This window comes from Halomonas sp. A29 (assembly GCF_046723295.1).
Taxonomy (GTDB): Bacteria; Pseudomonadota; Gammaproteobacteria; order Pseudomonadales; family Halomonadaceae; genus Halomonas.
Map to the genome: position 1 here is coordinate 79,333 of NZ_JAXQPR010000003.1, position 16,507 is coordinate 95,839.

Annotated in this window: 13 protein-coding genes and 4 tRNA genes; 14 read left to right on the forward strand and 3 right to left on the reverse strand. The window is 61.9% G+C overall.

What is annotated here, in order from left to right; genetic code table 11:
* Nucleotides 1-56: 56 nt before the first annotated feature.
* On the forward strand, nucleotides 57-1,301 hold the full coding sequence (locus SPH52_RS06410) for an NAD(P)/FAD-dependent oxidoreductase (RefSeq protein WP_411794180.1): 1,245 nt from the start codon (nucleotides 57-59) through the stop codon (nucleotides 1,299-1,301).
* A 52-nt stretch (nucleotides 1,302-1,353) separates the two neighbouring features.
* Here the strand turns inward: SPH52_RS06410 and SPH52_RS06415 are convergent, their stop codons facing one another.
* The gene (locus SPH52_RS06415) at nucleotides 1,354-1,779 is read right to left on the reverse strand and encodes a hypothetical protein (RefSeq protein ID WP_411794181.1); all 426 of its coding nucleotides are present in this window, start codon (nucleotides 1,777-1,779) and stop codon (nucleotides 1,354-1,356) included.
* A gap of 171 nt (nucleotides 1,780-1,950) precedes the next feature.
* Between SPH52_RS06415 and pyrC the strand changes: the two genes are divergently transcribed.
* From pyrC to SPH52_RS06430, 3 genes are all read left to right on the forward strand, one after another.
* Nucleotides 1,951-2,988 carry a dihydroorotase gene (pyrC, locus tag SPH52_RS06420; protein WP_411794182.1) on the forward strand — a complete coding sequence of 346 codons (1,038 nt, stop codon included), beginning with the start codon at nucleotides 1,951-1,953 and terminating at the stop codon, nucleotides 2,986-2,988.
* 229 nt (nucleotides 2,989-3,217) lie between these two features.
* Nucleotides 3,218-4,084: a polysaccharide pyruvyl transferase family protein gene (locus SPH52_RS06425; RefSeq protein WP_411794183.1), complete on the forward strand. Its 867-nt coding sequence runs from the start codon at nucleotides 3,218-3,220 to the stop codon at nucleotides 4,082-4,084.
* Nucleotides 4,085-4,088: 4 nt separating this feature from the next.
* Nucleotides 4,089-5,066, forward strand: a complete 978-nt coding sequence (locus tag SPH52_RS06430) for a glycosyltransferase family 2 protein (protein ID WP_411794184.1) — start codon at nucleotides 4,089-4,091, stop codon at nucleotides 5,064-5,066.
* A 67-nt stretch (nucleotides 5,067-5,133) separates the two neighbouring features.
* On the opposite strand, the gene mtnN is transcribed toward SPH52_RS06430, so the two are convergent.
* Both mtnN and folD read right to left on the reverse strand, forming a co-directional pair.
* On the reverse strand, nucleotides 5,134-5,871 hold the full coding sequence (gene mtnN, locus SPH52_RS06435) for a 5'-methylthioadenosine/S-adenosylhomocysteine nucleosidase (RefSeq protein ID WP_411794185.1): 738 nt from the start codon (nucleotides 5,869-5,871) through the stop codon (nucleotides 5,134-5,136).
* 191 nt (nucleotides 5,872-6,062) lie between these two features.
* A complete protein-coding gene (gene folD / locus SPH52_RS06440) occupies nucleotides 6,063-6,941 on the reverse strand; it encodes a bifunctional methylenetetrahydrofolate dehydrogenase/methenyltetrahydrofolate cyclohydrolase FolD (RefSeq protein WP_411794186.1) in 879 nt (292 codons plus the stop codon).
* 211 nt (nucleotides 6,942-7,152) lie between these two features.
* On the opposite strand from folD, the gene SPH52_RS06445 reads away from it, so the two are divergent.
* The 10 genes from SPH52_RS06445 (at nucleotide 7,153) to SPH52_RS06490 (ending at nucleotide 16,406) form a co-directional block, all read left to right on the forward strand.
* A tRNA-Pro gene (locus tag SPH52_RS06445) sits at nucleotides 7,153-7,229 on the forward strand.
* A 67-nt stretch (nucleotides 7,230-7,296) separates the two neighbouring features.
* Nucleotides 7,297-7,373, forward strand: a tRNA-Arg gene (locus SPH52_RS06450).
* A 100-nt stretch (nucleotides 7,374-7,473) separates the two neighbouring features.
* Nucleotides 7,474-7,548 (forward strand) — tRNA-His (locus tag SPH52_RS06455).
* 31 nt (nucleotides 7,549-7,579) lie between these two features.
* Nucleotides 7,580-7,654 (forward strand) — tRNA-His (locus SPH52_RS06460).
* Between the two features lie 292 nt (nucleotides 7,655-7,946).
* Complete coding sequence (tig, locus tag SPH52_RS06465) at nucleotides 7,947-9,305, forward strand: trigger factor (RefSeq protein WP_411794187.1); 1,359 nt, start codon at nucleotides 7,947-7,949, stop codon at nucleotides 9,303-9,305.
* Between the two features lie 94 nt (nucleotides 9,306-9,399).
* Nucleotides 9,400-10,020, forward strand: coding sequence for an ATP-dependent Clp endopeptidase proteolytic subunit ClpP (gene clpP / locus SPH52_RS06470; protein ID WP_411794188.1), 621 nt, complete (start codon nucleotides 9,400-9,402; stop codon nucleotides 10,018-10,020).
* Between the two features lie 77 nt (nucleotides 10,021-10,097).
* A complete protein-coding gene (gene clpX, locus SPH52_RS06475) occupies nucleotides 10,098-11,375 on the forward strand; it encodes an ATP-dependent Clp protease ATP-binding subunit ClpX (RefSeq protein WP_411794189.1) in 1,278 nt (425 codons plus the stop codon).
* 150 nt (nucleotides 11,376-11,525) lie between these two features.
* Nucleotides 11,526-13,928: an endopeptidase La gene (gene lon / locus SPH52_RS06480; RefSeq protein WP_411794190.1), complete on the forward strand. Its 2,403-nt coding sequence runs from the start codon at nucleotides 11,526-11,528 to the stop codon at nucleotides 13,926-13,928.
* Nucleotides 13,929-14,104: 176 nt separating this feature from the next.
* Nucleotides 14,105-14,377 (forward strand): HU family DNA-binding protein, encoded by a 273-nt coding sequence (locus SPH52_RS06485; RefSeq protein ID WP_167109863.1) that lies wholly within the window; start codon nucleotides 14,105-14,107, stop codon nucleotides 14,375-14,377.
* Nucleotides 14,378-14,588: 211 nt separating this feature from the next.
* Nucleotides 14,589-16,406 carry a SurA N-terminal domain-containing protein gene (locus SPH52_RS06490; RefSeq protein ID WP_411794191.1) on the forward strand — a complete coding sequence of 606 codons (1,818 nt, stop codon included), beginning with the start codon at nucleotides 14,589-14,591 and terminating at the stop codon, nucleotides 16,404-16,406.
* The last annotated feature ends 101 nt before the right edge of the window (nucleotides 16,407-16,507 follow it).

Below are 16,507 nucleotides of genomic sequence, written 5' to 3' on the forward strand. Positions count from 1 at the left end.
CTGGGCGGTCGTTCCGGCAGGCGTGCCGGGTGCGTCTGCTCAACTGGAGGAGTGGCATGTCTCGTGAAACCGTCGTTCTGGGTGCCGGCATGGTCGGCGTCTCCATTGCCTGGCACCTGGCCCGCCGCGGTCGTTCGGTGCTGCTGGTCGACCGCCGCCCGCCTGGGCAAGAGACTTCCTATGGCAATGGTGGACTGATCCAGCGCGAGGCAGTGCGACCCTACACCTTTCCCCGTCAGCTCGGTAAGTTGGTCAGCGCATTGCCCAATAGACGGGTGGATATCCGCTATCGACTGAGTGGCATGCTGCATTTTGCCGGCCCACTGTTTGGCTACTGGCGCCATTCGGCTCCGCGCCGCTACGAGCAGATCATTGCCGAATATGCCTCGCTGATTGCGCTCTCTACACAGGAGCACGAGCCGATGATCGAGGCGGCAGGGGCTGCCGAGCTGATCGGCAAGGAGGGCTGGCTGGAAGTGCACCGCAGCCAGGCCGAACTCGAGCGTCGCCAGCACGAAGCCGAGGATGCCGCCAAGCGCTTCGGTGTGACCTACGCTGCGTGCGATGGAGAAGGGCTCGCTCGACTGGAGCCCGAGCTTTGCTCCGGCCTGGCAGGAGCCATCCACTGGACCAACTCCTGGAGCGTAGCCGATCCGGGCGGGCTGGTGACGGCCTATGCCGCCAGTTTCCAGCGCCAAGGGGGCGAGTTCCAGCAGGCGAGTGTCCGGCAGGTGAGTCCGCAGGGCGAGGGCTGGCGTATCGATACCGATACGGGAACGCTCGATGCCCGTGATGTGGTTGTGGCGCTGGGTCCCTGGTCGGGGGAGTGGCTCAAAGGCTTCGGCTACCGGCTACCCACCTTCGTCAAGCGCGGCTACCACATGCACTACGGTGCCGCCCAGGAGCGGCGGTTGCGCCACTGGATCGCCGATTCCGACATCGGCTATATCCTGGCGCCGATGCGTGCCGGCATTCGCCTGACCACCGGTGCGGAGCTGGCTCGCCTCGATGCTCCTCCCTGCCATGGCCAATTGGATGCCGCCGAGCGCAGGGCGCGAGAACTCTACCCGGCGCTAGGCGAGCGGCTGGAAGCGGAGCCTTGGAAGGGCGCGCGTCCCTGCCTGCCGGACATGAAGCCGGTGATCGGCCCTGCACCACGGCACAAGGGGTTGTGGCTGGCCTTCGGCCACGGTCATCAGGGCTTCACCATGGGGCCGGTGACGGGGCGGCTGATGGCGGAATTGATGGAAGGGGAGCCGACGGCAGTGGACATGGCACCCTTTCGGGCGGACCGGTTCTGACGGGAATCGTTGCGCTCGGCCACGTCGTGCGTCAAGTCGAGGCGGCTGGCATTCAGCCGTCCCGGGTGCGGCGTCGGCGATATTGGTGGTGGATGAACTTGATGACCAGCGTCATCACGTAGACTACCCAGCCGGCGGTGGCGAGAACGTTGAACAGCAGTATCTTCTGCTGGCCGCTCATGGGGGCGAACAGGGTTTCGATGAGTACGCCGAGCAGCAGGGCCAAGGCCACGGGCAGGGCCAGGATGTGCATCCACATCTCGGTGCGGCGCTTGCGTACGTGGTAGCGGCTGAGATGAACGCGAAACGGCCGGTGCATGAAGCTGACCAGGATCATGGCACCCAGGACCAGGATGGCGGCCAGGGTGGGTTCGACGCTGTCGAGTCTGGCCGAGACGCTGATCGACCAGAAGAAGACGATCCACATCAGACCGGCCAGGATGGCAACGATATCGGCGTAGTGGCGAACCCGGGGCATTGGCAACGTCTCTCACGGCAAAATCGGCGTCGATGATACGGCAAATCGGTGTGTGTTGCTGCCGCTGCGGTAATTTTCTCGGCGACTCCTCACCACTGCAGACTGGGTATTTCGGCCGGGCCTTCCGGTATACTCTGGCCTCGACACTCATGCTGAACGACAGGATTCGCCGTGACCGCTATTACCCTGACCCGCCCCGACGATTGGCACCTTCACCTGCGCGACGGTGAGGCGCTCAAGGCCGTGGTGCCTGCTACGGCCCGGCAGATGGGGCGGGCGATCATCATGCCCAATCTCAAGCCACCGGTCACCACCACCGATCAGGCCCTGAGCTATCGCGAGCGGATCCTGGCGGCACGGCCCGAGGGCTCGACCTTCGAGCCATTGATGACGCTCTACCTCACAGACAAAACGCCGGCCGAAGAGATCGAGCGTGCGGTGGCGAGTGGCGTGGTACACGCAGTGAAGCTCTACCCGGCTGGGGCGACCACCAACTCTGATTCCGGGGTCACCGATCTGGCGCACTGCGATGCGGCAGTAGCTGCCATGGCTCGGCTGGGCCTGCCGCTGCTGGTCCATGGCGAGGTCACCGATGCCGAGATCGACATCTTCGATCGCGAGGCGGTGTTCATTGAGCGGGTCATGAAGCCGCTGCTCGGGCGCCACCCGAATCTCAAGGTGGTGTTCGAGCATATCACCACCGCCGATGCGGCTGAGTTCGTCGCCGCGGCGCCGGCAAACGTGGCAGCGACCATTACCGCCCACCATCTGCTGTTCAACCGTAATCACATGCTGGTCGGCGGCATTCGCCCCCACTACTACTGCCTGCCGATTCTCAAGCGCGAGCGTCATCGTGAGGCGCTGCTGGCGGCTGCCGTCTCAGGCAACGGCAAGTTCTTCCTCGGCACAGACAGCGCTCCCCACGCCCAGGGCGACAAGGAGTCGGCATGCGGCTGCGCTGGAGCCTACACCGCGCCCGCGGCAATCGAACTCTATGCCACGGCTTTCGAACAGGCTGGGGCGCTGGATCGCCTGGAAGGCTTCGCCAGCCACTTCGGTCCCGACTTCTATGGCCTACCGCGTAACGACGACACCATCACGCTGATCCGCGAGGAGTGGACCCTGCCGGCATCGCTGCCCTACGCCGACGGGCAATGCATCGTGCCCCTGAAGGCGGGCGAAACCTTGGCGTGGAAGCTGCGCGCCTAGGCGCACCTGGTTCGGATGCAGCGGCCGCCATCAAGGCGGCCGTTGTCATTTCGTGGGGTTGGTAGCGCTGCAGTAGCTTTATTCCAGCGCAGCGTTGCCGGCTGGTCTATGGTGTGAATTGAGTGCAGGAAGCACTCTCTCTCATCGTTTTTTTCTGTTGCCATCGGAGTGCCAGTCGGCTTGGCCGCCAGGTGCCCGTGGGAAGCTATGTGCAGAGAACCGATGCGGGATGAAGAAATGGACCCCCAAGCAGGCGCGCAAGGTCACACGGAGCTTCATTGAGCTTGCGTTGCTGCTGACCGTCGCCAAGGGCAAGGTTCCTGTCGTGTACTTCGACAGGCTGCTGAATGTCGGCGATGCGATCACGCCTTATCTGGTCCACAAGCTCACCGGCAAGGAAGCTTACCGCGTCCACTCGAACTCGGTCGTACATTTACTGGCGGTGGGGAGCATCGTCCACCAGGCGAGAAGCCGCAGCCTGGTATGGGGCAGTGGAGTCATCGACCCGGCGTGGCTGCCCGAGCGCGATGCTCTTGCGCATGCCAGGTTCTTGGCCCTGAGAGGCCGGCTCTCGCAGCAACTGCTGGCCGCCAACGGGGCGGATGTAGCAGGGGTGGTACTTGGGGATCCGGCGCTCGTGATGCCTCTGCTCCACCAGCCCGCTCGTGGCGATCCGCAGTATCGCATCGGACTGGTGCCCCACTACGTGGATCAGGAGAGCCCGGTGGTTCGCTACATGGCGAGCCTGCCCGACGTCAAGCTAATCGACGTGAGACAACAGCCCGAGCCATTCATCAATGACCTCGGCCAATGCGATTCGATCATTTCGTCGTCCCTGCACGGGCTGATTCTTGCGGATTGCTACCGAATTCCCAATCGCTGGGTGCAATTTTCCGATGGCCTCGTTGGGGGCGAGTTCAAGTTTCACGACTATTACAGTACCACCGACGCTCCAGACAGCCGCGTCATGCCGATCACGGATCGGGCGGCGGCCGACGAGTGCATGGCGACATTGCCTGCGCAGGGTGGGGTGGCGAGGTACCTGGGCGATCCGGCGCAGTTGGTCGCCACTTTCCCTTTCAGCGAATTCGAGTGATGTCATGGACAAGCGTGAGTCGACCATCAGCGTTATCGTTCCGGCATACAACGTGGCGCCCTATATCGAGGCCGCGCTGGATTCCCTTGCCAGCCAGACGGTGCAGCCCCATGAGGTCATCATCGTGAACGATGGCAGCGTGGACGACACCTGGGAGCGAATATGTGCTTTCCCCCACCCCCATCGCACGGAGCTGATCTCGACCGTCAACCAAGGGCAGGGCAGAGCCAGGAACCGGGCCATTGCCAGGGCTTCGGGCGAGTACGTCTATTTCTTCGATGCCGACGATCTACTGGAACCCGACTTCATCGAGAGAATGCAGGTGCTCATCGAATCTCGAGACTACCCGGACATCATCTTCTTTTCCGGCGCTACCTTCTTCGACGAGGGGGCGGCAGGGTTGGATTTCGTGCGTATCTATCGGCGCGGTTTTGAAGGCGAATTCGTGAGTGCTGCCGAGCTCCTCGCAGCGTTCGAGAAGTATGGCGGGGGGACTTGCAGTCCTTGCCTCTATCTCAGCAGGCGCATGCTGTGGTCGGAAAAGCTGAGGTTCAAGGATTACTATCACGAGGATGAAGAGGTCTTCTACCCGTTGATCTTCGCGGCCAGACGCTACGTGGTCACTGATCGGGTTTGCTTCCTGCGCAGGATTCGCCACGGCTCCACCATGACGATGCCCAAGAACATGAAGCATGTGAAGGGCTTGCAGGAATTGCTCGAGTCGCTGCTGGCTCTTTATCGGGACCCCGCCTACCGCGACTGCCGACGCTACATCCGGAAGCGCGCCCTTCTGTATACCGGCCAGTACATGAACGTTTGCCGCAGGGTTAGCGTGCCCTACGATCTGTCATTGCTGATGTCGCTGATGCTGGGGTTCAGGAACCGCTGGATGTGTCTCAAGATTGCCTTTCATACGCTGAGCGGCTCCCTGCGTGCAACGATCAAGCGTCATATAGGCAGGGGGAGGCTGTTGAGTCATTGAGCTAGAGCGGCTCGCTGCCGGTATCGGGCATTGCTGGCCGGCCCTGTGGAAGGGCCGGCGTTGTTGCTCAGCCAACGGCGGATTCGGGCTCGGGCTCTACCTGCGGGGCGAGCCGAACGACCATGGCCTCGACCATGCGCGCCGAGTGTGCCGCAGCCTTTTCTAGGAATTGCTCGAAGGAGAGATGGTTGTCGCCGCCGCCAGCGATATCTGACAGAGAACGAATGACCACGAAAGGGCAGCCGTAGAGGTGGCAGGTCTGCGCGATGGCGGCGGCTTCCATCTCTGCCGCCAGCATGGTCGGGAAGCGCGAACGCGTCTTGGTGACCAGCTCCGGGCATGCCATGAAGACGTCGCCAGTAGCAATCAACCCTTCCACCACCTTGACTTCGCCCAGCGCCTCGACGCACTCGCGGGCCAGGGTGACCAGGCGTTCGTCGGGAAGGTAGGCGGCGGGCATCTGCGGTACCTGGCCGTGTTCATAACCAAACACTACGGCATCTACGTCGTGGTGTCGGACTTCGCTGGACACCACCACATCACCGATCTCGAGCCCATCTCCGAAGCCTCCGGCCGAGCCGGTATTGATGATGGCCTCGGGGTGGTAGACGTCGAGCAGCAGCGTGGTGCCGATGGCAGCGTTCACCTTGCCAATTCCCGACTGCAGGATCACCACATCGACACCGTGCATCTTGCCGTGATGGAAGGTGCAGCCGACGTGGGTACGGGTGCGGCGATCTTCCAGCAGCGAGGCGAGATGCTCTACCTCCTGGGCCATGGCGCCGATGATGCCGATGCGTTTCATCGTGTTCAGTTGCTCCGATTGAGCGATATAGGATAGCGCCTCAGACGTCGGCAGCGAAGACCTGGCTCCACTCGCTACGCTTGGTCCGAAAGCTTTCGACGTTCACCTTGTTGCTCATGGACAATTTTCCGGCCGGGGCTAAACGAGAGCGCGCATTCTATCCGAGCCGCACGGCTGTGTCAGGTGGCGGCTCAGAGAGTAACGGCGTGCTGCTCCATGGCATCGTGGCGCTCGGCCGCGAACAGAGTGTTTTCCAGCAGCGAGGCGACGGTCATCGGTCCTACGCCACCCGGTACCGGCGTGATCCAGGCAGCTCGCTGTGCGGCCGGGCCGAATTCCACGTCGCCGACCAGGCGGCCATCCTCTTCGCGATTGATGCCCACGTCGATGACGATGGCACCGTCCCGTATCCATTCACCCTTGACCAGGCCCGGCTTGCCCACAGCGACCACCAGCAGCTCGGCGCGGCGTACGTGCGCCTCGAGGTCGTGGGTGAAGCGGTGGCAAATGGTGGTGGTGCAACCTGCCAGCATCAGTTCCAGTGCCATGGGGCGACCGACGATGTTGGAGGCGCCGACCACGGTGGCATCGAGGCCGCGCACCTTGAGGCCGCTGGCCTGCAGTAGGGTCATGATGCCCTTCGGCGTGCAAGGACGAAGCACCGGGAGGCGCTGGGCCAGGCGGCCGAGATTGTAGGGATGGAAGCCGTCCACGTCCTTGTGCGGCAGGATGCGCTCGAGGAGCGGGCGTGAGTCCAGATGGGCCGGCAGTGGCAATTGCAACAGGATCCCGTCGATCCGCGAATCGGCGTTGAGCTCATCGATCAACTGCTCGAGAGCCTGTTGGCTGGTGTCGCTGGGGAGGGCATGCTGAAACGAGAGTATGCCGGCCTGCTCGCAAGCGCGATGCTTGTTGCTGACGTAGACGTGGGAAGCTGGATCGTCGCCCACGATCACCACGGCGAGGCCTGGAACGCGCTTGCCCTCGGTACGCCGCGTCGCGACCTGACGTGCAACCTGTTCGTGGACCTGGGCGGCTATGGCCTTGCCATCGATGAGTTGGGCAGTCATCGTATCTCCCCTGTGGTGAGTGTTGTGAGCGGCGCTGGCGGGGCCGGCTGCGGATTCGCGAAGGGTGCCGATTTTCGCACGCCGTGCCGCCAAGGCAAAGCGCAAAAGCCTCGGTGTGTCAGGCAGCTATTGACCGCAGTGGATTCTCGCGTAGAATACGCAGCGCTCGACGAGGCCCTGGAACGGGTGTCGAGGGCCGTGCGAAGGCCGGCGGGGTGTAGCGCAGTCTGGTAGCGCGCCTGCTTTGGGAGCAGGATGTCGGGGGTTCGAATCCCTCCACCCCGACCACAACCTTTTGTTTATGCTGAGAAAATGGCAAGGCAGGGTTGCGGTCAGACGCCATGGAACGTAGAATGCGCCCATAGCTCAACCGGATAGAGCAACGGCCTTCTAAGCCGTAGGTTGCAGGTTCGAGTCCTGCTGGGCGTGCCAGTTTGGTGTGCAGCCTGTAGTGATGAGATCTGTAGTAACTCTTGAGCAAGCAAGGCTCTAGGCAAGTGGGTCGGCCTTGGGTCAGAGCAGTGTCGATATGGTGGATGTAGCTCAGTGGTAGAGCCCCGGATTGTGGCTCCGGTGGTCGTGGGTTCGATCCCCATCATCCACCCCATTCGACTTCTTCGTGGTTCATGCCTGCAATGGTGGATGTAGCTCAGTGGTAGAGCCCCGGATTGTGGCTCCGGTGGTCGTGGGTTCGATCCCCATCATCCACCCCATTGCATCGGTTTCTCGCCCAGTCCTGTTGATTTGTTAGATTTCCCTGCTCTCCGGCTGAGTCGTCTCGACCGGATGTTGCCCGTTGTGCGGGTAGTGCGTCAGGGTCGTTTCCCGGCGCCAGGGCCAAGCAGCAATGCCTTAGCAGCAGTGATAGTGCCAAACGACCTTGTAAAATGCCCAATCGCCCCCATCCTGTAGGCGTAACGCTTGCCAGCGTAGGGCGGGATTCTTAGAATCTCTCTTTTACATTCCACGCTTTCCAAGAACGCCCCAGTCGGTAGAGGACCATTCATGCAAGTTTCCGTCGAAACGACCTCCCAGATCGAGCGCCGTGTCACGTTCCAAGTGCCGGCTGCCGAGGTCGACGAGGCCGTCGAAGCCCGCCTCAAGGACACGGCGAAGAACATTCGTCTCAACGGCTTCCGCAAGGGCCGGGTTCCCATGTCCGTGGTGCGCCAGCGTTATGGCCGCGGTGTGCGTGACGAGGTCGTGGGCGAGCTGATGCGTGAGCGCTATGTGCGCGCGATCACCGAGAAGAACCTGAATCCGGCCGGTTTCCCGAGCATCGAACCCAAGGTCGATGAAACTGGCAAGGATCTGGAGTTCGTGGCCTCCCTCGAGGTTTACCCCGAAATCGAGCTCGCCTCGATCGAGGGTACCGAAGTCGAGCGCCCGGTGGTGGAAGTGAGTGACGCCGACCTGGAAGAGATGGTCGAGACCCTGCGCAAGCAGAACGCCTCCTGGGTAGAGGTCGAGCGTGCCGCTGAAGAGGGCGATCAGGTCAAGATCGACTTCCAGGGCTTCCTCGGCGACGAGCCGTTCGAGGGTGGCAGTGCCGAAGGTCATGAGCTGGTGCTTGGCTCGGGTAACTTCATTCCCGGTTTCGAGGATCAGCTCGTCGGTGCCAAGGCGGGTGAAGAGAAGGAGATCAAGGTCACCTTCCCCGAGGACTACCAGGCTGAACACCTGGCCGGCCAGGAAGCCACCTTCAAGGTCAAGGTTCATGCCGTCAAGGGCCAGGCCCTGCCGGAAGTCGACGCGGAATTCATCAAGCGCTTCGGTGTCGAGGATGGCGACATCGAGAAATTCCACGCCGAAGTGAAGAAAAACATGACCCGCGAGGCCAAGCAGGCCGTCGATAACCGCATCAAGCAGCAGGTTCTCGAGGCGCTGAAGAAGGCCAACGATATCCCGGTGCCCCAATCGCTGGTGCAGCAGGAGACCGATGCGCTCAAGCGTCAGGCGGCGCAGCAGTTCGGCCTGGGTGAGGATTTCGACGTTTCCCAGCTGCCCAACGAGCTGTTCTCCGAGCAGGCCAAGAGCCGTGTCCAGGTCGGTTTGCTGCTGGCCGAAGTGATCAAGGCGGGTGAGCTCGACGTCACCGACGACGAGATCCGCGCCAAGGTCGAGGAGTTGGCCGAGCAGTACCAGGAGCCGCAGCAGGTCGTTGACTACTATATGGGCAACGATCAGCTCAAGACCCAGGTCAAGTCGGCTATTCTCGAAGAGAAGGCCGTTGACAGGCTGCTCGAGCAGGCCAACGTCAAGGACGTGGAAATGAGCTATCAGCAGGCGCTGGCAGCCGCCCAGCAGGGCGGGCAGGAGAGCGAAGAAAGCGAAGCCGAGGAAGGCGAAGAAGCCAAGGGCTGATTCGGCGATACGCCTTTTTCCACTCGCCGGCTGGATAGATGACGGCCGGCGAGTGGAATCGCTCCCATTCATCGGATGCAAGGACATCACACTGATGAGCAACGAGTTCGAGACCCGAAACGCCGGCGGCCTGGTGCCGATGGTGGTAGAGCAGAGCGCACGCGGCGAGCGGGCCTACGATATCTACTCCAGGCTGCTGAAGGAGCGTGTGATCTTTCTGGTGGGGCCGGTGGAAGACCATATGGCCAACCTGATCGTGGCGCAGCTGCTGTTCCTTGAGTCCGAGAACCCGGACAAGGACATCCATCTATATATCAATTCTCCTGGCGGTGCCGTGACTGCCGGGATGGCGATCTACGACACCATGCAGTTCATCAAGCCCGATGTCTCCACCGTGTGTATCGGGCAGGCGGCCAGCATGGGGGCGCTGCTACTGGCCGGCGGCGCGGCGGGCAAGCGTTATTCGCTGCCACACTCGCGGATGATGATTCATCAGCCGTTGGGCGGCTACCAGGGTCAGGCGGCGGATATCGAGATCCACACTCGTGAGATATTGGGGATTCGCGACAAGCTGAACCGGATCCTGGCTCACCATACCGGGCAGGATATCGAAACCATCGCTCGGGATACCGACCGCGACAACTTCATGAGCGGTTCGCAGGCGGTGGAGTACGGCTTGATCGACGCCGTACTGGATAAGCGGCCCACATCCTGATAGCGTGAAATCAAGCACGCTTCAATTACGTGATTAGCGGCGGCCGACCTGGCCGCCGAAGTGACAGAGGTACGCGAATGGCCGACGGCAAAGGCAAGGACGAAGGCGGCAAACTGCTCTACTGCTCGTTCTGCGGCAAGAACCAGAACGAAGTGCGCAAGCTGATTGCAGGCCCGTCCGTTTATATCTGCGACGAGTGTGTCGACCTGTGCAACGACATCATTCGCGAGGAAGTTCTCGATGCCGATGCCGAGAGCGATGAGGAGCGTTTGCCCGTTCCCCGCGAGATTCGTCGCACCCTGGATGAGTACGTGATTGGCCAGGACCGTGCCAAGACGGTACTGTCCGTAGCGGTCTACAACCACTACAAGCGTCTTCGTGCCGGTATCAAGGGCGACGACGTTGAGCTCGGTAAATCCAACATCCTGTTGATCGGGCCGACCGGTAGCGGCAAGACCCTGCTGGCCGAGACCATGGCACGACTGCTCAACGTACCGTTCACCATTGCCGATGCGACTACTCTCACCGAGGCTGGCTATGTCGGCGAGGACGTCGAGAACATCATCCAGAAGCTGTTGCAGAAGTGCGACTACGATGTGGAGAAGGCCCAGCGCGGTATCGTCTACATCGACGAGATCGACAAGATCTCACGCAAGTCGGACAACCCTTCGATCACCCGGGACGTCTCGGGTGAGGGGGTGCAGCAGGCCCTGCTCAAGCTGATCGAGGGCACTACGGCTTCCGTTCCTCCGCAGGGCGGACGCAAGCATCCGCAGCAGGAATTCCTGCAGGTCGATACCGGCAACATCCTGTTCATCGTCGGCGGTGCCTTTGCCGGCCTCGACAAGGTCATCCGTGATCGTGCCGAGAAGGGCGGCATCGGCTTCAGCGCCGAGGTGAAGAGCAAGGACGAGACCAAGGGCGTGGGCGACCTGCTCGCCGACGTCGAGCCGGAGGATCTGGTCAAGTTCGGTCTGATCCCCGAGTTTGTTGGTCGACTGCCCGTCATCGCCACGCTCACCGAGCTCAGCGAGGATGCGTTGGTCCAGATTCTCACCGAGCCCAAGAACTCGCTGGTCAAGCAGTACGCTCGCCTGTTCGACATGGAAGGCGTAGAGCTGGAGTTCCGTGAAGATGCCCTGCGTGCCGTTGCGAAGAAAGCCATGGCGCGCAAGACCGGTGCTCGTGGGCTGCGCTCCATCCTCGAGTCGGTGCTGCTGGACACCATGTACGAAATTCCTTCCATGGAGGGGGTATCCAAGGTGGTCATCGATGCCTCGGTCATTGCGGGTGAGAGCGAGCCGCTGCTGATCTATTCGCAACAGGAGCAGCGGGTCGACGGCACAGACGGTTGAGGTGGGGCGGCTTTCGCTGCCACGCCCAAGACGGAAAGGGGTCGCTCGGGCGGCCCCTTTCCGCGTTCGCCAATACCTACCCCTTGCAAAGGGGGTGCCGCGCCCCCATCCCCCCTGTATCCACCGATTTCTGTTTGAGGAACGTCTGCGATGCAGCAGAACGCCGTTCAGACCCTGAGTCTGCCCCTACTCCCACTGCGCGACGTGGTCGTCTATCCGCAGATGGTGATTCCTCTGTTCGTCGGTCGCGAGAAGTCGATCCAGGCGCTAGACGCCGCAATGGCGGCCGACAAGCGCGTACTGCTTGTCGCTCAGCGTGAGGCTGGACAGGACGACCCCGGCACCGACGATCTCTTCACTATCGGCACCGTTGCCGAGATCATGCAGCTGCTCAAGCTGCCCGACGGCACCGTCAAGGTTCTGATCGAGGGGGTCTCGCGCGCCGATCTGCGTGAAGTCCATCACACCGACGGGCACAGCATGGCCGAGGCCGTACTGCGCGACAGCGAGCCCCTGAGCGAGCGTGAGCAGGAGGCACTGGTTCGTGTGCTGCTCAACCAGTTCGAGCAGTACGTCAAGCTGTCCAAGAAGGTGCCCAACGAGGTGCTCAACTCGCTCTCTGGCATCGAAGATCCCAGCCGTCTGGTCGATACCATCTGCGCTCATCTCTCGCTCAAGATCCAGGACAAGCAGCAGCTGCTGGAAATGGATCGTGTGCGCGAGCGCATCGAGCACTTGATGGCCTTGATCGAGTCCGAGATCGACCTGCTGCAGGTGGAAAAGCGCATCCGCTCGCGGGTCAAGGATCAGATGGAGAAATCCCAGCGCGAGTACTACCTCAACGAGCAGATGAAGGCCATCCAGAAAGAGATGGGCGAGCTCGAGAACGTGCCCAACGAAGCCGAGAAGTACGAAAAGGCAATCGAGGAGTCGGGCATGCCCAAGGAGGCGCGCGACAAAGCCGTGCAGGAGCTGGGCAAGCTCAAGATGATGTCGCCGAGCTCTGCCGAGGCCACGGTAGTGCGCTCCTATCTTGACTGGCTGGTCTCGGTGCCATGGAAGAAGCGCACCCGGGTAAAGCACGATTTGGTACATGCCCACAAGGTGCTGGACGAGGATCACTACGGCCTCGACGAGGTCAAGGAACGCATCCTCGAGTACCTTGCCGTGCAGAAGCGGGTCAAGAAGCTCAAGGGACCCGTGCTGTGCCTGGTAGGGCCCCCAGGGGTTGGCAAGACCTCGCTGGGCCAATCGATCGCACGTGCCACCAACCGCAAGTACGTGCGTCTGGCGCTGGGTGGCGTGCGTGATGAGTCCGAAATCCGCGGGCACCGTCGCACCTATATCGGCTCGCTGCCGGGTAAGCTCATCCAGCGTATGAGCAAGGCCGAGGTCAAGAATCCGCTGTTCCTGCTCGACGAGGTCGACAAGATCGGTATGGACCACCGTGGCGATCCCGCCTCGGCGCTGCTCGAGGTGCTCGATCCCGAGCAGAACGACAAGTTCAACGACCACTATCTCGAACTCGATTACGATCTCTCTGAAGTGATGTTCATCTGTACCGCCAACTCGATGAACATCCCGGGGCCCTTGCTCGATCGAATGGAAGTCATTCGTCTGCCTGGCTACACCGAGGACGAGAAGCTTGCGATTGCCCGGCGCTACCTGGTGCCCAAGCAGCTCAGTGCCAACGGCTTCAAGGAAGATGAGCTGACGCTCTCCGATGAATCGCTGCTCGAGCTGATCCGCTACTACACTCGTGAGGCGGGGGTGCGTGAGCTCGAAAGGCAGATCGCCAAGGTGTGCCGCAAGGTCCTGCGTGAACGGCTAGAACACGAAGGCAAAGGGGCTCAGGCGCCGGTGCTGCTTGCTGCGGCGGACATCGAGACCTATGCCGGGGTGCACCGCTACAGCTACGGCCTGGCCGACAAGGAAGATCAGGTGGGGCGCGTGACCGGCCTGGCCTGGACGTCGGTGGGGGGCGAGCTGCTCAACATCGAGTCTGTGGTTACCCCGGGCAAGGGGCGTATCAACAAGACGGGCTCGCTGGGCGACGTGATGAAAGAATCTGTCAGTGCCGCCCATACCGTGGTGAGGGCGCGCGCCGTGGCGCTGGGTATCGATCCGGAGCGCTTCGAGAAAGAGGACCTGCACATCCACGTGCCGGAAGGCGCCACGCCCAAGGATGGCCCCAGCGCCGGCATTGCCATGGTTACCGCCATGGTGTCTGCCTATACCGGACGACCCATACGCTGCGACCTGGCCATGACCGGCGAAGTGAACCTGCGCGGCGAGGTGATGCCGATCGGTGGGCTAAAGGAGAAATTGCTGGCGGCCCGGCGCGGTGGTATAAAGATTGTGCTCATTCCAGAAGAGAACCGCCGGGACCTCAAGGAGGTGCCGGATAATATCAAGGACGCGCTGGATGTCCGGCCCGTTCGTTGGATCGATGAAGTGCTGGAGTCGGCCCTGGCTGAAAGGACCGGCAATGGTGGAGAAGAATCACGAGCAGAAGATTCGGCTTCTTCTTCCAGCATGATCAGCACACATTAACGATAATTGCCGTGTCATGTTCGGTATAAAACCCGGGTATGACGCGGTTTGGCGCCTTAGTTGCTTGACACCTCTTTCGCAGCATTGCTATAAACTGCCAGCCATGCTGTGATCGAGTTGCCGGGCGAAAGGCACGCCGATTAGAGCTATTTTCTGAAACAGTCAAGGGGTGAAGTGTGAACAAATCCGAGCTGATCGAAGCCATCGCCGCGTCTGCCGATATTCCCAAGGCCGCTGCGTCTCGTGCACTGGATGCCATGGTCGACACCGTTTCCGAAAGCCTCAAGAAAGGCGATAGTGTATCTCTCGTCGGATTTGGTACTTTCTCGGTGAAGGAGCGTGCCGCTCGCACCGGCCGCAACCCGCAGACAGGCCAGCCGATCCAGATCAGCGCAGCCAAGGTTCCGACTTTCAAGGCTGGCAAGGCGCTCAAGGACTCCGTGAACTGAGTCAACGGATTATTTGCGCCGTAGGTCCAAGCGGGCCGAGCAACGTCGGCAGCAAACGATCAGGCGCATCGCTTCGGCGATGCGCCTTCTTTTTTGAGGTTCCGTCAGCGTCGTTGGCGGTCGGGGAGCGGGGCTGTCATGATGGCCCGCATCGGCCCGTCGCCGTATAATGTGGCGCCACAGCCAGCAATAACCAGCAATCGAGGCCTGCATGCTGCAAAGTATTCGTGATCGCTCCAGAAGTTGGGGCGCCAAGATCATCGTGGCTGCCGTGGTAGTGACCATGGCGCTGTTCGGTGTCGAGTCCCTGGTGGGGCTGTTCGGTGGTGGTGGCGACGAGGTTGCCAAGGTCAATGGCCAGACCATCACACGCCAGGAGCTGGAAATGGAAGTGCAGCGTGCCATCCGTTCCGGCCAGGTGCCGCCGGAGCAGGAGCGGGCCCTGCGTGGCCAGGTGCTCGACGAAATGATCGGCGAACGCCTGTTGGTCGCTTTTGCCGAGGACGGCGGGCTTTACCTTTCCGACGAGCAGCTCGATCAGGTGATCGTGACATTGCCCGAGTTCCAGGATCAGCGCGGCCGCTTCGATACCGACCTGTTCCGCAATCGCCTGGCCAGTGCCGGCTTCACCCCGAACTCGTTCCGGGCGGCGCTGCGCGTTGACCTCAAGCGTCAGCAATTGCAGCAGGGGCTGTCGGTCAGCGACTTCGTTCTCGAAAGTGAGCGCGAAAGACTGGCATCGCTGCAGCGTCAGGTGCGCAGTTTTCGCTATCACACGCTGGGGGCGGAAGATCTTGCCGAGCCCGTGGAGGTCAGCGAGGCGGATCTCGAGGCCTATTACCAGGAGAATCGTGAGCGCTACCAGCGCCCCGAGCAAGTTCGCCTCGAGTATGTGATCGTCGATCGCCAGGAGATGGCCGAGCGGATCGACGTGGACGAGGAGGCGATCCGCCAGGCGTGGGAAGAGCGCGGCCGGGATGCCGATCGTCGCGTATCGCACATCATGGTGACGTTCGACGGCGAGCGCAGCCGTGATGAAGCAGTAGCACGCCTGGAGGAGGTGCGCGAGCGCCTGGCCGCGGGGGAATCCTTCGACGAACTCGCCCTGGCATACTCCGATGATCCCTCCACGGCGGAGCAGGGCGGCGATCTGGGCGTGATCAGCCGAGGCTTCTTCGGCGATGCCTTCGACGACGCGGCCTTCGCCCTCTCGCCGGGGCAGGTGTCCGGCATCGTCGAGACCGATAACGGCCTGCACCTTGTCAAGGTGACGGGGCTGGATCAGATGCCCTTGGAAGAGATGCGCGATGACCTTGCGCGCGATTTGGCGCGCGACCAGGTCACCAGCGAGTTCAACCGCCGGGTCCAGGCACTCATCGACGAGAGCTTTGCCGCCGACGACCTCGCCAGCGTGGCCGACAGTCTGGAACTCGAACTGCGTGAGAGCGAGTGGGTTTCTCGTGATGGCGGTGACGGTGTGCTTTCCGAGCCGGGGGTCATGAGCGAGGCTTTCAGCGAAGACGTCCTGCGCGAAGGTTTCAACAGTGAAGTCATCGAACTCGACGAGGATCGCCGAATGGTACTGCGCGTCGCCGAGCATCGTGAAGCCACGGTGCTGCCGCTCGAGGAGGTACGTCAGCGGATCGCCGCCTCCGTCGAGCAGCGCAAGCAGCGTGAGGCGTTGCTCGATGTGGCGCGTGAGCGGGTCGAGCGCCTGCGTTCCGGCGAGGAGCTCGAGCTGGAGTGGCGCCAGGTCGAGGGGGCGACCCGCCAGCAGGACAATGTGCCGCGCGCCGTATTGCAAGCTGCCTTCCGGCTGCCGCAGCCCGGCGAGGAGGCCGCCGTCTTCGGTCATACCACCGACGGTAACCGGGTCATCCTGATAGCGCTCGACAGCGTCGAGGCCGGCGGTGCAGACGAGCAGGTGGAAGCTTTTGTGGTGCGTATGTCGGAGCAGTTGCGTGCTCAGGCTGCCATCCAAGGCTTGAGGAGCCATCTGCGCGAGACGGCCGAGATCACGCGGCGCTGACCGTTCGTCAGGTTGAAGGAGAGGGGCAGCAGCTCCTCTCTTTTTGCTTGTGTATTTATACCGTTATCTCCCCCTGTCCATTATGTGTCATCTGGCGCCGG